Below are 13643 nucleotides of genomic sequence, written 5' to 3'. Positions count from 1 at the left end.
GGCTCAGCCCTTCGTCTTCGGCGGGTCGAGCAGCTGCGCGAACTCGGGCTTGTCGACCATCGACTTGTCGATGACGACCGCTCCGGGGTCCAGGTTCACCGGCGGGGCGCTGCCGCGCACCGCCATCACCGCCTCGGCCACACCCTGGTAGCCGAAGAAGAACGGGTTCTGCACGATGATCGCGCTGAGCGTTCCGGTGCGAACGCCCTCGACCTCGGCGGGGTCGGAGTCGAAGGCGACCGCGACGACGCGCGAGGCGGCGTTCTTCTCCTTGATCGCGCGCGCCGCTCCGGTGCCGGAGGTGTTGTTGTCAGCGAAGATCCCCACGACGTCGGGCCTGCTGCTCAGCACGTCGCCGACCTGGCCGACGGCCTTGTTGAGGTCGTTGTCGTTGACGAGGGTCTGGACGATCTCGGCCTTCGGGCAGTCCTTGGCGAGCCCCTCCTTGAACCCGGTGAACCGGTCGACCAGCACCTGCTGACCTGAGACGGAGCTCTCGTGGACGATCTTTCCGTCCGCCTTGTCCTTCTCCTTGATCAGCTTGCACATGCGCTCGCCGGCCTGCTGCCCGGCCTTGATGTTGTCGGTGCCGATGAATCCCTCGGACTGCGTGGTGATCGCGTTGTCCACGGTGACGACCTTGATGCCTTCGGCCCTGGCGCGCTGCACCACCCCGTTGAGGGCGGTGGAGGAGTTGGCGGCCAGCACGATGGCGTCCGCGCCGCGCGAGATGGAGTTCTCGACGAGCTTCACCTGCCCGTCGATGTCGGTCTCGGACGTCGGGCCGAACAGGCCGAGCCGGACCCCGAAATCACCGCCGGCCTTCTTGGATCCGGCGAGCATCGACTGCCAGAACTCGGAGTCGGTCGCCTTCGTGATCACGTCGACCTTGGTTCCGGTGGTGCGTGCGGCACCGGCGTCGGATTCGGTATCGCCGCCGAACGCGGCCTTTCCGGTGGTGAGCCCCGCGGCCACCGCCACGACGGCGATGACGGCGGCGACCCCGGGTGAGACATAACGGATGCGGGCCATGGGGGTTCCTCGGGACGGTGGTTGCGGGTCGGCTCGATGGATGGCGTGAACGCAACTGTTGTCCTGTAATGACAGGATGTCAAGAGTGGCCGCTCGATCTGCCAGGCCTCTGCGCGCCCCGCCGTGTCTCCGCGCCCCTGAACACGACCCGCCGCCGAGTGGCCGGTGCCGGTGGATCCCCGCAACGGACGAGAGAGGGGCGCGTTGCGCGCTCCTCTCCCTTTGCCGCCGGCCTGGCGTCGCGGACTTCCCGTCGGTCATGGCCCGCGGATCCGCTCCCGGAGGTCCCGGTGGCGGACCGGCGGCCTACCGGGCGGCGCAGGCGATGCAGGTTCTCGCGGTGGGGCGGGCGGCCAGCCGCTCGGGGGCGATCGGACCGCCACAACGCTCGCAGTTGCCGTACGTGCCCGCGCGAAGCTTCTCAAGAGCCTGGTCCAGATCGGCGATCCGCTCGTGAGCCCGGGTGAGCTGGGCCTCGATCTGAGACCTCTCGAACGCGAGCGTCGCGCCTTCGGGGTCGTGCTCGTCGTCCACGCCGACGCCGGTCGACGATTCGACGATGCCGTCCCAGTCGCCGGTCAGCGCCGCGATGCGGCGCAGCGCGCTCACGCGCTCGGCCGCGAGCCGCTCCTCCAGCGAGGATGAGTCCGGAGATCGCTCGGTCATCGCCGATCCGGCATGCTCACGGGGTCCGGCCGGTCAGTCCGCGTGCTTGCGGGCCAGGTGACGTCGCCGGGTGGCGAACGCCGCGCCGATCGCCAAGGTGACGGCGGTGCCGCTCAGCATGGCCAGGAACAGAGCCATCGCCAGCGGCAGTGTGCCGCCGAGCCCCAGGAAGGACACCTTCACGCTGTCGGTGTTCTGCACGATGAAGGTGATCAATCCGGCGAGCATGACGGGTGCCGCGCAGATGCTGATCCACACCACGCCCACCCGGCCCCGCGGTATCCGCCGCGCCGCGGTGAACGTCTGGACGTCACGAGCCGTCGGCTCCTGATCGTCGGGATTGTCCCGGGTTCGTTGGAGTAGGAACATGCATCGCCCTCCGACGGGCCGGCCTGGCAGGCATCTCGAGGCAGGATGTCGCTGCCGGCTCACTTTGACCATACGCCCGCGCACCGTCGCTAACCAGCTTTCGGCAGGGGCGCCAGAGGCCACGTCCTACAGCGGTTCGGTGACCCAGTGCCAGCCACGGTCATCGCGGACGGGACGTACGAGCTGCGCGCCGCTGGAATCCGCCAGTTCGGCCACCGCCCGGAGCAGCTGACGGTGGAAATCGGCCGGCGGGTGCTCGCCGACGGAACCGTCCACCAGCGTCACGGTCGCCCTTGCGTCGTCGCGGAGTTGCGCGGTCACCCGGCCGCCTCCGTCAAGGCATGCGATCACGATCGCATCGGAGCGGATCATGTCGCGGCCGTTGGACGCCGCGATCCAGACCTGAGGTGCGCTGCCGCTCATAGGTGTCCTCCCCGAGCCCGGGCGAAACTCGCCCGTACCCTCTCCAAGACTCCCACGCCGCGCGACCGCTCCGGTCGTCCTCGCGGCGGGGCGGCGCGCCGCGAGGGACGAAGCCGAGTGGAGGAGTCGTAGGCTGAAGGTAGCGGGCCGTATACGTTCAGCCACGGGGAGCGGAACGCTGATGAGCGAATCGAAGCCTACGGCCGAGCTTCATCTGCGCGTGCTCGGCCAGCCGACCGAGTGGACGCTGTTCCTGCACGGTGAGCCGCCCACCGAGGACGAGCTGAAGTCATGGATGCAGGACGGGGTGGTCGCCCGGGTGCTCTTCGCCGAACAGGGGAGCAACGAACCGCACACGCTGCTGGTGAACTTCTCCCTCATCGTGTCCGCGCGGTTGTTTCCCGTGGCGCACGGCCGAGAGATCAGTTTTTGAGCGTACGCGGAGGCGTACGCACCGGCCCGGGCCGTCACCGCCGGTCGCCGCCATGGGTCACTCCCCGTGCCACCACCTCTTCAGGGAGCTCCACGGATCCCGCGGCTCGTCGCTCGCGGAGCCGCGCAATGCCGGATCGGGCGCCGAGGCGGGCGGGACCGCCGCCGGCACCGGGACGCCGTCGCCGCCGGCCCATGGGCGATCATCGGATCCGGGCATCCGCGCATCCGGGACGCGTGCCTGCTCCGGCACACGAATCTGCTCCGGGACGCGTGCGGCCTCCGGTACGCGTGCGGGCTCGGGGACGGACACGGGGGGAAAGCGCACCGGCAGCTCGGTGAGGGCCCGGTGGAAGGGGCCCGGCCGCCACACCAGCCGGTCGGCGGGGACGGCCAGCTCCATCTCCGGCAACGCGTCGAGCAGTTTCTCGATCGCGACCGAGGCGATGAGACGAGCCTGACCCTGCGCCGGGCAGGTGTGCGGACCGGCGCTCCAGGCCAGGTGCGCCCGGTTGCCGACCCGTTGGCCTGCGGAGAGCGACGGATCGGTGTTGGCACCGGCCAGGCTGATGACCACCGGCTGGTGCTTCTGCAGGCGGACACCGGCGAGGTCGACGTCCCGTACGGGGTAGGTGATGGCGAAGTTGGCCAGCGGCGGATCGGTCCACAGGACCTCTTCCAGCGCGTCCTCGACGGGCAGGCTGCCGCCGGACAGATCGCCGGCGAACCGGTCGTCGGAGAGCAGCAGGCGCAGCCCGTTCGCGATCAGGTTCTGTTCGGGCTCGGTGCCGGCGCCCTGCAGGGTCAGCACCTGGTGCATGACCTCCTCGTCGGTCAGCCCCACCGGATGCGACATCAGCCAGGACGTCATGTCCGCCCCGGGCTCCCTGCGTTTGAGGGTGACCAGGTCGAGTACGGCCTGCCGGAGCACCTGGTTGGCGTTCTTGGCGTTGACCGTGTCGAAGATCCCGCTCATGCCCTCGACCAGCCGGTCGCCGATGTCGGGCGGACAGCCGAAGAGCTCGTTGAACACCATCAGCGGCAGGGCTCTGGCGTACTGCCCGACCAGGTCGGCCGACCCGCGCCCGCGAAACCCCCTGATCAGCCTGTCGGCGGTGCGCTCGACGTGGTCGCGCAGCGCGTTCAGGTCGACCCGCGCCAGGCTGTCGGTGACCGCGGCGCGCAGCCGGGCGTGGACCTCGCCGTCGGTGTTACGGCAGTTCGGGCGGTACATCATCAGCGGCAGCACCGGGCAGTCCGCGGGAATGCCCTTCTGCCACTCACGGGCGTCCTTGGCGAACGTGGCCGGGTCGCGGAGCACCTCGAGCGCGGTGTCGTAACCGACGACGAGCGTCGCGGGGACGCCCGGGGCCAGCTCGACCGGCGCTACCGGCCCCCACCCGCGCAGGTGCGCGTACACCCGGCCAGGGTCCGCGGCGAACTCCGGGCCGTGCAGCGGCACCCGGCCGGGGTGGGCCGACCGGCCGGAGTCGGCCGAACGGCCGGTGTGGGCCGGGCAGCCGGGCGGCGGTGCGGGACTGGGATCCGCGGAATGCGAGGTCACGCGCTCTCCTGATCGGTACTGGCGAGCAGATACTGCACGAGGGCGATCAGCGCTCGGGTCGATGACACCGGCTCGCGGGCGTCGCAGACGACGAGGGGCGTCTCGGGTAGCAGGTCGAGCGCTTCGCGCACCTCCGCCTCGGGGAAGCTCGGCGCCCCGTCGAACTGGTTGACCGCGACCGCGTAACGGATGCCCTTCTCCTCGAGAAGGCTCATCACGTCAAAGGAGTGCTCGAGCCGGCGGGTGTCGGCGAGCACCAGCGCGCCGAGCGCGCCACGGGCGAGGTCGTGCCATAGCGGGGTGAAGCGCCGCTGGCCGGGCGCCCCGAACAGGTACAGCACCAGCCGATCGTTGAGGGTCATGCGGCCGAAGTCCATCGCGACGGTCGTGGTGTTCTTGGCCGGCGCTCCGGCGGGGTCGTCGACCGACGAGGCGGCCTGCGTCATCGTCTCCTCGGTGCGCAGTGGCCGGATCTCCGACAGCGTGCCGACGAGGGTGGTCTTGCCGACGGCGAAGTGACCCACGATCAGGAGCTTCACCGTGGTGCGCACCGTCTCGCGGACGTAGAGGTCGTCAGAGGCGAGCACGGAGTCCATCGAGGACCTCCTGCAAGAGCTGGTGGTCGGGGGCCTCGGCCTGTGGCGCGCCGGCACGGGTCGTGATATGCCCGCTGTCCACGAGGTCCGAGAGCAGGACCTTGGTCACGCTCACGGGCAGTCGCAGATGGGCCGCGATCTCGGCGACCGACAGGGCTCCGCCCCGGCAGAGCTCCATGACCCGCCGTTTCTCCGGGCTCAGATCGCGCGCGTCGTCGTAGACGACGATCATCAGCGTCACGAGATCGAAGATGTTGCGCGTAGGGTGGGCGCGTCCGCCGGTCACCACATGGGGCCGTACCAAGGCCCGTTCGTGCCGGCGGCGGGTCATGCGGGTCTGCCGATGTCCCGGCGCGGCGGCGTGGTGAGTTCCTTGCCCAGACGCTGCACGAGTTCGTGCAGCCGGAAGGACACCGCCTCCATGTGCACGTTCTCGGTGGCCGAGACCGCCAGGTACGCGCCCGTACCCGCGGCGACCAGGAAGACGTAGCCGCCGTCGAACTCGGTCACGGTCTGGCGCCATCTGGTGTTCGGGTCCCCGCAGAACCCGGCCGTGCTGCGGGCGAGCGACTGCAGCCCGGCCATCCCGGCGGCGTGCCGCTCGGCGTCGTCGCGGCTGATCCGCTCGGAGTGGGCCATGAGCAGCCCGTCGGCGGAGAGCAGGACCGCGTGCCGGGTCTCCGGCATCCTCAGCGCGTCGTCGAGCATCCACCCGAGTTTGTTGGACAGGGCATCGTTCATGCCGGGGGGTTCCCTTCAGAGTCGGGTGCGACGGTGGCACGGCCCGAGCGGGTGCCGCGCTGCCAGGCGCCCATGCCGGCAGCGGTCTCTCGTGGCGTCCGGCTCTGAGAGCCGGGGGGCGGTGCCGAATACTCCGCGGCCTCTTGCCGCGCCGGGCGGGCGGCCCGTGATCTGTCGCCGGCGGTCGTCCGGCGCCGCTTCGGCAGGCCTCCTGCGGTCACCGGCCGCGCCGCCGCCGGTTCGGTCGGTTCGGCAGGCCGCCCCGGTTCCGCGGCTTCGGGGACGTCGCGCGGCCCGGCGGCCCACGGATCTTCGAGCGCCGGGCGGCTCGGAGCCGCGGCCGCGGGGGTCCAAACCGGCTCGGGCTCGTCCTTGACGGCGGTGAGCAGTGCCGTGGGCAGGAAGACCACGGCCCGCACTCCCCCGTACGGAGAGCGGGTGTCGACGGACACGCTGAACCCGTACCGGGCGGCGAGTACGCCGACGACGCCGAACCCGACCTGCGGGGGGTCGCCGAGCCGGTTGATGTCCACGGACTCGCGGCCGGACAGCAACCGGGTCGCCTGCGCCAGTTCCTCGGGGTTCATGGCAACGCCGGCGTCGTCGATCACTATCGCGATGCCGTTGTGGGTCTGCTGGAAGTTGACCTGTACGGAGCTGTTCGGCTGCGAGTGCCGCGCGCCGTTGTCCAGCAACTCCGCGACGGCGAGGACGACCGGCTCGACCACCCGGCTGACGACCGCGACGTTCACCTCCGAATGCACCTGGATGCGCAGATAGTCGCGGATCCGGGAGGTCGCGCCGCGCACCACGTCGGTGAGGAGCGACGCCGAACGCTGCTGCCCCGGCCACGAGCCGCACAGAACCGCGGTGGCCTGCGCTCGCCGGCCGAGCTGGGCGTTCATATGGTCGATCTTCAGCAGGTCCTCGAGCACGTTCGGGTCGTCGTGCCTGTCCTGCATGTTCGAGATGGCCAGCTGCTGCTCGTTGGCCAGGCTCTGGACGGTGCGCATCGCCGCTTTCAGCGTCGCCTTGGCCGACTGGTCGGCGCGGGCCTTCGCCTGCTCGACCGACTCGGCGAACCTGTTGATGATCGTCTGCACGCTCTGGCCGTACGCCGTTCCGGCCAGCTGAGCGTGAAGGGGACCGGGCACCTCGACCGGACGGTCGTAGATGAACTCGACGAGGGCGGGCAGCCGAGCCGCGACGAGGTGCCGCAACTCCTCGTCACGTACCCGCTCGGCGCCCTGCAGCACGGCGACCCGTCTGCGCAGACGGGCGGTGATCCGCCACTGGCGTACCAGCAGGACTCCGACGGCGACCGCGCAGACCGCCAGACACCAGAACGCCACCGACAACATGTATGTGCTCCATATCCTCGCGGGAAGGGGGCGGGGGCGGGCACGGCCGCAGTATGGGCGGCGGGGCGTCGCGCGGTGTCGGCCGGCCGGCCGGGAGAGACACCGGCGCCGGCGGCCAAGGCGGCTCATACCGACGGGACCGGCTCAGGCGCGTGTCCCGTTGGTCATTTCGGTGACGCTCGAGCGAGATCACGGACGGCCGACGGGAGCGGCGAACCGGCCGTGGCCGAATGTCGTTTCGGTGAGGGCCGACATCGATGCTCCGGGTGCGGATTGCTAGCAGAGTTCGCGTAAGGGGGTAAAGGATACAGCCGGGCCAACTCGGGGCGCCAGCGTCGCGTGTTTCGCCAGGACGGGATTCCGTCAGCGGACCCTGGGCCCGGCGGGGCCGCCGGGCCGGACGGTGACGTCGACGGGATCGGGCCGGAGGCCGCTGGTGACCGTCAGCTGTTGAACGGTGCGGCCGAGGTGCTCGCCCACGGCTCGCAGGTCGGTGCCGCCGGCCGTGTCGATGCGAGCGCGCAACTCGGGATGTTCGGCGTCCCCGAGAAGCCGGACGAGCGCCCGCTCGACCGCCGCGTGCCGTTCGAGCGCGTTCTCGGTGGCATGGGCGAGAGCGGGGCTGTTCAGCCGGGTCTCCCCCGCCGTCTCGGGCCCGTCACCTGGTTCGAGGACGAGATCGGTCGGCAGCGACCGGCGCCCGCCGGGGCGGAGCTCGGCGCGTAGCAGGCGCCAGCCGAGCCAGGCCAGGATCAGGCCCGCCACAGCGAGACCGGCCCATGCCCAGGAACCCCACGCGTGCCACCGGTCGAGGAACCAGCGGGGCAACAGCGGGCTGCGGGGATCGACGCCGTTCAGGTGGCCGCGTCCGGCCGCCACGCCCAGTGCCCCCGTGGCCGTCAGCAGGAGGCCGACCACCGCCCAGAGCACGCGGTTGAAGCGATCCATCAGGTGACCCTCCTCGGTTTCCGGAGCCGCAGGCGGACCCGGACATGGGCCGGGGCGGCGAGCCTGTCCAGCTCGTCCTCGATGGCCTCCGCGATCCGCCTGCGGCTTTCGTCACGAGCCTCGGCCCGTACGTTGACCTTCCACCGGTGCCGTCCGCGCAGCCGCACGCGTGCCTTGTTCACGCCGGGGATCCGGGCGGTGGCGGCGGCGAGACGGCGCTCGGCCGGGCCGCGTACCACCCACCACGCGCTGCTGGGATCGGCGGTGGCCGGATGCACGGGCAGCCGGGACGGACGCCAGGGGCGCAGTTCGGCGATGAGCAGCACCAGTCCGATCACTCCGAGCGCAGCCGCCACGATCGTCGTGACGGGGTCATCGAGCCGCGTGCCGACGAGGTCGTCATGCCAGCTTCGGAGCGGCAGTGGCCATGGCGCGCGGTGGAACGCCGCCAGCACCGCCTGGACCGCGATGAACAGGCCGCCCACGATCAGCGCCAGGCTCAGCACCAGCGCCGCGATCCGGTTGAAGGCGCGCATCAGCGGCCCGATCCTCGAGCCAGACCGGCCTCCGGGCGACCGGGTTCTGGACGGCCAGGTCCTGGACGGCCGGGCTCCCGGCGGCCGGGTTCCGGGTGGTCGCGCTGCGGGTCGGCGTGCGCCGGTTCGGTGTGCGCCGGTTCGGTGTGTTCGGGAAGGGCGCTGACGCCCTCGAGTGCGTCGACCACCACCGCGACACTGCGATCATCGCCGGCCCGGCTCAGTACCCGCCGCACGGCCCGGGCGACGGCCGTGGTCACTCCCTGCAGGGGAAGGGCGTTGACGACGATGTGGACGACCACCGTGTCGTCGGTGAGCCGGACCCCCATGACCTTGCCGTGCCGATGCAGCGTGGCCACCTGGACCGGCCCCGCATCGCCGATGAGACCGGCGACCCCGGGCACGGCCTCGATCGCGGTCGCGACGTCGCGGGCCAAGCCGGCGCGGTCGCCCGGGTCGACCCGGGCGACACGGTCACGGTTCTCGCGGTCGTCGGCGTTCACTGGACGCGCGGCTTCTCAGGCGGTTTCTCTTCCTGGCCCTCGATGTAGATGTCGTCGACGTTGATGTTCACTTCGACGACCCTCAGTCCCGTCATGGACTCGACGCGTTCGATCACGTTGCGGCGGACCGCCTCGCTGATCTCGATGATGCTCTGGCCGTACCAGGTGACGATGTCCAGGTCGATCGCCGCCTCCTTTTCGCCGACCTCGACCTCCACGCCCTGGGCGACCATGGACGAGTCCGTCTGGCCGGGCACCATGGCACGCACCCGCCCGAGTCTGCGGGCCATCCCACGCCCCATCGAGTGCACGCCGGGGATCTCCCGGGTGGCCATCCCCGCGATCTTCGCCACGACGGCCTCGGAGATGTGAGTGGTTCCCATGTCGGTTGACAGCGATGCGTACGCGGGGGCCGCACCTCCGGAAGGACGCCGGGCGGCCTGCGCCGACGGTTTGACTACCTGACCGGCCTTGTCGCCGGTCTTGTTCGCAGATGCGGTGTTGCGCTCGGATGTGGTGTCGGACATGACCGATGCTCCTTGCCGTCATTCACACCGCGCACGAGTGTGCGGTCCTGTGGTCAGTGGCGCGAAGCCGAGAACCTGTCGGTCCACTCCCGGAGGTCGACATCGCCTTCCACGACGCGACTCACCCAGTAGCCGATGACGCCGGCGACGACCGCGCCCACGGCGGCCAGAAAACCCGCCGACACCCACAGCCAGGCGATCAGGAACCCGACGAGGAAGCCGAAGTGGCGGTGCGACATGGCCTCTCCCCCTCCAGCCGATCTCGCGCTCGGCTATCTGGTTAGATCCGGCCACCGCATAAACGTTCCGCGCTTCTCGGACCTCATGGAGGACGGGGAAGGCCTCTAGGCCAAGAATCTACGAACCAGCGGGAAAGGCCCGGTTTCGGGGCATCTGCCCAGGGTAGAGGGCCTTTCGTTGATTTGAAATGCCGCGATCCGCGGCTGACGTCCACGATGTGACTCGCCCAAGGCCCTTGCCACAGCGATCCTCCGGATGATTCGGCGCCCCGTCCATTTTCGACGACCGGTGACCCTGCGCCGACAGCCGCGATGCGCCGCGACGGCGGCGGGACAGCGCCTGCGTTCGCCCATCCGCGCGTTGCCGCCGATTCTTACGGCGCTGGGTCGTCGCACAGGGGGGAGAGGGCATGAAGTGCGGAAGTCAGATAGCGGTCGGCGTCCTCGGGGGCTACGTGCTCGGACGCAGTCATAAGACCAGGTTGGCCGTCCTCATGGCACTCATGGCGGCGGGGGGGAAGCTCCCCATCGATCCCGCGGATCTGCTGCGCCGCACCCCTTTGGGCGCCGAAGGCGGCCCGTTGGACAAGCTGACGGGCGATCTCCGTAGTCAGCTCCTCGACGCCGGCAAGTCGGTGGCGATGTCAGCTGCCAGCGGCCGGATCGATTCGCTCAGCGACAAGCTCCAGCACCGCGCGGATGCGATGCGCGCGCCGACCGGGGGCAAGCGCAAGACACGTCCGGCCGATGAGGAGCCGGAGGAAGAGCGCGAGCCCGGAGATTACGAGGACGAATACGAAGACGAGTACGAAGACGAGGGCGAGTACGAGGACGAGGGCGAATACAGAGACGAATACGAGCCCGAGCCGGAAGAGCGAGAAGAGCGCCGCCCACCGGCTCGCCCGCCGCGGCGGGAACCTCGTCGGGCAACGCCGAGGAGCGACGAGGGCGAATACAGAGACGAATACGAGCCCGAGCCGGAAGAGCGAGAAGAGCGCCGCCCACCGGCTCGCCCGCCGCGGCGCGAGCCTCGTCGGGCAACGCCGAGGAGTGGCGGGGACGCCTCCAGAGCGCCCAGGAGGACGCCGCGCGCCACGCGATGACGGATAGCGAGGGCGAAAGCGATGACTGATCAGCATGCACCCGGCGGGTCGGGCGCCAACGTGGCCGACAGTCTGCACACCGGGCGGCTGTCGCAAGAGGCACAGAACTTCATGAGCGCGCTCGCCGAGAAGGCGGCGGGCTCGGTCAGCGAGAAGCTCAGCGGGGCGACCGACAAGCTGATCGACAAAATGGACCAGGGCGGTCCGGGCGTCAAGTCGGCGGTATCGGGCCTGAAAGCGCTCGCCGAGGGCAGGTCGCCGGTCCGCGCCGCGCTCAACGCCGGGGCCACCGGGGTGAAGGAGAAGGTCAAGCAGATCTTCAAGCGCGGTAAGGGCAAGGGCAAGAAGGGGCTCAAGCTCACCAACATCGTGGAGACGCTGGACGTCGGCGTCCCGCTTCGCCTCGCCTACGACCAGTGGACGCAGTACGAGGACTTCCCGAGCTTCATGAAGAAGGTCGAGCACGCGGAGCGACCGGAGGACGACAAGGTCAACTGGAAGGCGCAGGTCTGGTGGTCGCACCGTAGCTGGGAATCGCACATCGTCGAGCAGGTGCCGGACGACCACATCATCTGGCGCTCGAAGGGGGCGAAGGGCTACGTCGACGGCACCGTGTCCTTCTCGGAACTGGCTCCCAACCTCACCCGGATCCTGCTGGTCATGGAGTACCACCCGCAAGGATTCTTCGAGCACACGGGCAACCTCTGGCGGGCCCAGGGACGACGCGCTCGTCTGGAGTTCAAGCACTTCCGGCGGCACGTGATGGCGCACGCCATCCTCAATCCCGACGAGATCGAGGGTTGGCGCGGTGAGATCCGTGACGGCGAGGTCGTGAAGAGCCACGAGGACGCCCTCGAAGAAGAGCAGCGCACCCGCGAGGAGGAGGGCGAGGGCGGTCCGCCCGAAGCGAAGACCGGCGGGCGGGAGGCCGCCGAGGAGGAACGCGCTCCGGAGGAGGAAGAGGCCCCCGAGGAGGAGGCGTACGCCGAGCCCGAAGAAGAGCACGAACCCGAAGAAGACCGCGAGTCCGAGGAGGAGCCCGAGCCTGAAGAAGAGCCCGAGCCCGAGGTGGCCTCCGCGGAGGAGGCTCCCGAGGAGGAGAGGCCACGCCGTGCGCCGCCGCAGCGGCGCCGCGCCCCCGTACGGCGGCGTGCCGAGGCCGAGCCTGCGGAGGACGAGCGGGAACCCGCCGCGCCCCCGGCGAGAGCGCGAAGCAGACCACCTCGACGGTCGGAGGAAGGACGCGCGGCCGAGGAGCCCCGCCGAGCACCGGCCCGGCGGCGCGCGCCGGCACGGCGGCGCGCCGAGGACGACGAGACGCCCCGGCGTGACCGCGGCGAGTGAGCCGAGCGGACGACCGCAGCGGAGGAGGTAATCCGATGACCGTTTCTACGACCCGAGGGTCGCCGGTCGAGCGTCCGTCCGGAGGCGGACTCGCGGACGTCGTCGGCTTGATCCTGGACAAGGGCCTTGTGATCGACGCGTTCGTCCGCGTCTCGCTGGTCGGCATCGAGCTGATCACCATCGACGCGCGCATCGTCGTGGCGAGCGTGGACACCTATCTGCGATTCGCGGAGGCCACCAACCGGCTCGACCTCTACGAGAAGGGCGGAAAGAGCCTGCCCGAAGTCGTCCAGGGGATCACCGAGGCCGGCACCCAGAGCGTGGCCAAGGGAAAGACCAAGGGCGTCCTCGACGCGGCGAAGGAGACGTTCGCCGAGACCATGGCGGAGCGTCGGGAGGCGGCAGAGGAAGCGCGGGAGCCCCGCCGTGCCAGGCCGCCTCGAAGGGAGCGTGAGCCGTGACGACGCAGTCGCAGTCCCAGACCCGAGATTCCGAAAGCCCCGTGAACGAGACCGGCGCGGCATGTTACGTCTACGGGATCGTCCCGGTGGACACTGAGCTGCCCGAAGGGCTGACCGGAACCGACGGGAGCGAGGTGTCGCTGGTGCGACACGGCGACCTCGCCGCGGCGGTGAGTGAAATCACCCCCGAGGGGCCGCTTGGCACCCGGGACGACCTGCTCGCGCACGAACGCGTCGTCGAGGCGCTCGCGGCCGAGACCACCATGCTGCCGCTGCGCTTCGGCGCGGTGGTCACCAGCACCGACGCGGTGGTCGACGAGATGCTGGCGCCACATCACGACTGGTTCGCCGACGTCATGGCAGATCTCGCCGGCCGGATGGAGTTCACCGTCTTCGGCACGTACGAGCAGGACACGGTGCTCCGTGAGGTCTTGGAGGAGGAGCCAGAGGTACGGGACCTGCGGGAGCGGCTGCGCGACCTGCCGGAGGACGCCGGGTACTACGAGCGCGTCCGGCTGGGTGAGCTCGTCGTACAGGCGATCGAGGCGAAGCGCGAGGTGGACAACACGGCCCTGGCAGAGTCGCTCGCACCGTACGCCGTGGCGGTGGCTCCGCGTGTGGCGGCCGGCGAGGACACGGCCGCGGACGCGGCGTTCCTCGTCGACGACCGAGGCCGGTCGCGCTTCGAGAAGGCCGTGGACGACCTGGGCCGACAATGGGCCGGCCGGGTCCGGCTGCGCCTGCTGGGACCGCTCGCACCGTACGACTTCGTGCCGCCCCCCGAGGAGGAGGACTGAG

At 70.4% G+C, this 13643-nt stretch carries 19 protein-coding genes; 5 read left to right on the top strand and 14 right to left on the bottom strand.

Annotated elements, in window-relative coordinates:
• Nucleotides 1–3 precede the first annotated feature (3 nt).
• The 4 genes from HKK72_RS05620 to HKK72_RS05605 all read right to left on the bottom strand — a co-directional run bounded on the left by HKK72_RS05620 (nt 4) and on the right by HKK72_RS05605 (nt 2490).
• Nucleotides 4–1032: an ABC transporter substrate-binding protein gene (locus HKK72_RS05620; protein WP_187233149.1), complete on the bottom strand. Its 1029-nt coding sequence runs from the start codon at nt 1030–1032 to the stop codon at nt 4–6.
• Between the two features lie 306 nt (nt 1033–1338).
• Nucleotides 1339–1698: a TraR/DksA family transcriptional regulator gene (locus tag HKK72_RS05615; RefSeq protein WP_187233148.1), complete on the bottom strand. Its 360-nt coding sequence runs from the start codon at nt 1696–1698 to the stop codon at nt 1339–1341.
• 33 nt (nt 1699–1731) lie between these two features.
• The gene (locus HKK72_RS05610) at nt 1732–2067 is read right to left on the bottom strand and encodes a lipopolysaccharide assembly protein LapA domain-containing protein (RefSeq protein WP_187233147.1); all 336 of its coding nucleotides are present in this window, start codon (nt 2065–2067) and stop codon (nt 1732–1734) included.
• 126 nt (nt 2068–2193) lie between these two features.
• Entirely contained in the window at nt 2194–2490 is a 297-nt protein-coding gene (locus HKK72_RS05605) for a hypothetical protein (RefSeq protein ID WP_187233146.1), read from the bottom strand.
• A gap of 181 nt (nt 2491–2671) precedes the next feature.
• On the opposite strand from HKK72_RS05605, the gene HKK72_RS05600 reads away from it, so the two are divergent.
• Complete coding sequence (locus tag HKK72_RS05600) at nt 2672–2923, top strand: hypothetical protein (RefSeq protein ID WP_187233145.1); 252 nt, start codon at nt 2672–2674, stop codon at nt 2921–2923.
• A 57-nt stretch (nt 2924–2980) separates the two neighbouring features.
• Here the strand turns inward: HKK72_RS05600 and HKK72_RS05595 are convergent, their stop codons facing one another.
• The 10 genes from HKK72_RS05595 to HKK72_RS05550 all read right to left on the bottom strand — a co-directional run bounded on the left by HKK72_RS05595 (nt 2981) and on the right by HKK72_RS05550 (nt 9937).
• On the bottom strand, nt 2981–4486 hold the full coding sequence (locus HKK72_RS05595) for a cytochrome P450 (RefSeq protein ID WP_222720364.1): 1506 nt from the start codon (nt 4484–4486) through the stop codon (nt 2981–2983).
• Nucleotides 4483–5082, bottom strand: a complete 600-nt coding sequence (locus HKK72_RS05590) for a GTP-binding protein (RefSeq protein ID WP_187233144.1) — start codon at nt 5080–5082, stop codon at nt 4483–4485. Before HKK72_RS05590 ends, HKK72_RS05595 begins: the two co-directional genes overlap by 4 nt.
• Entirely contained in the window at nt 5060–5368 is a 309-nt protein-coding gene (locus HKK72_RS05585; RefSeq protein WP_315987093.1) for a DUF742 domain-containing protein, read from the bottom strand. The genes HKK72_RS05590 and HKK72_RS05585 overlap by 23 nt, the downstream gene beginning before the upstream one ends.
• A gap of 41 nt (nt 5369–5409) precedes the next feature.
• Complete coding sequence (locus HKK72_RS05580; protein WP_187233142.1) at nt 5410–5823, bottom strand: roadblock/LC7 domain-containing protein; 414 nt, start codon at nt 5821–5823, stop codon at nt 5410–5412.
• Nucleotides 5820–7184 (bottom strand): ATP-binding protein, encoded by a 1365-nt coding sequence (locus HKK72_RS05575; RefSeq protein ID WP_187233141.1) that lies wholly within the window; start codon nt 7182–7184, stop codon nt 5820–5822. The genes HKK72_RS05580 and HKK72_RS05575 overlap by 4 nt, the downstream gene beginning before the upstream one ends.
• A 363-nt stretch (nt 7185–7547) precedes the next feature.
• Nucleotides 7548–8132 carry a hypothetical protein gene (locus HKK72_RS05570; RefSeq protein WP_187233140.1) on the bottom strand — a complete coding sequence of 195 codons (585 nt, stop codon included), beginning with the start codon at nt 8130–8132 and terminating at the stop codon, nt 7548–7550.
• A complete protein-coding gene (locus tag HKK72_RS05565; protein WP_187233139.1) occupies nt 8132–8668 on the bottom strand; it encodes a DUF6286 domain-containing protein in 537 nt (178 codons plus the stop codon). Before HKK72_RS05565 ends, HKK72_RS05570 begins: the two co-directional genes overlap by 1 nt.
• Nucleotides 8668–9171, bottom strand: coding sequence for a hypothetical protein (locus HKK72_RS05560; RefSeq protein ID WP_187233138.1), 504 nt, complete (start codon nt 9169–9171; stop codon nt 8668–8670). The genes HKK72_RS05565 and HKK72_RS05560 overlap by 1 nt, the downstream gene beginning before the upstream one ends.
• Nucleotides 9168–9698, bottom strand: a complete 531-nt coding sequence (locus HKK72_RS05555) for an Asp23/Gls24 family envelope stress response protein (protein ID WP_187233137.1) — start codon at nt 9696–9698, stop codon at nt 9168–9170. The genes HKK72_RS05560 and HKK72_RS05555 overlap by 4 nt, the downstream gene beginning before the upstream one ends.
• A gap of 53 nt (nt 9699–9751) precedes the next feature.
• On the bottom strand, nt 9752–9937 hold the full coding sequence (locus HKK72_RS05550; protein ID WP_187233136.1) for a hypothetical protein: 186 nt from the start codon (nt 9935–9937) through the stop codon (nt 9752–9754).
• Nucleotides 9938–10431: 494 nt separating this feature from the next.
• Here HKK72_RS05550 and HKK72_RS05545 point away from each other — a divergent pair, with 494 nt between their 5' ends.
• From HKK72_RS05545 to HKK72_RS05530, 4 genes are read left to right on the top strand one after another with little or no spacing between them, the layout of a single operon-like run.
• Nucleotides 10432–11040 (top strand): hypothetical protein, encoded by a 609-nt coding sequence (locus tag HKK72_RS05545; protein ID WP_187233135.1) that lies wholly within the window; start codon nt 10432–10434, stop codon nt 11038–11040.
• A gap of 21 nt (nt 11041–11061) precedes the next feature.
• Nucleotides 11062–12384, top strand: a complete 1323-nt coding sequence (locus tag HKK72_RS05540; protein WP_187233134.1) for an SRPBCC family protein — start codon at nt 11062–11064, stop codon at nt 12382–12384.
• 35 nt (nt 12385–12419) lie between these two features.
• Entirely contained in the window at nt 12420–12845 is a 426-nt protein-coding gene (gvpJ, locus tag HKK72_RS05535) for a gas vesicle protein GvpJ (RefSeq protein WP_187233133.1), read from the top strand.
• Nucleotides 12842–13642 carry a GvpL/GvpF family gas vesicle protein gene (locus HKK72_RS05530; protein ID WP_222720363.1) on the top strand — a complete coding sequence of 267 codons (801 nt, stop codon included), beginning with the start codon at nt 12842–12844 and terminating at the stop codon, nt 13640–13642. The genes gvpJ and HKK72_RS05530 overlap by 4 nt, the downstream gene beginning before the upstream one ends.
• Nucleotide 13643: the final 1 nt, after the last annotated feature.

Source organism: Actinomadura sp. HBU206391, assembly GCF_014323665.1.
GTDB lineage: Bacteria > Actinomycetota > Actinomycetes > Streptosporangiales > Streptosporangiaceae > Actinomadura_C.
This window is presented reverse-complemented; position numbering and strand designations above follow the sequence as displayed.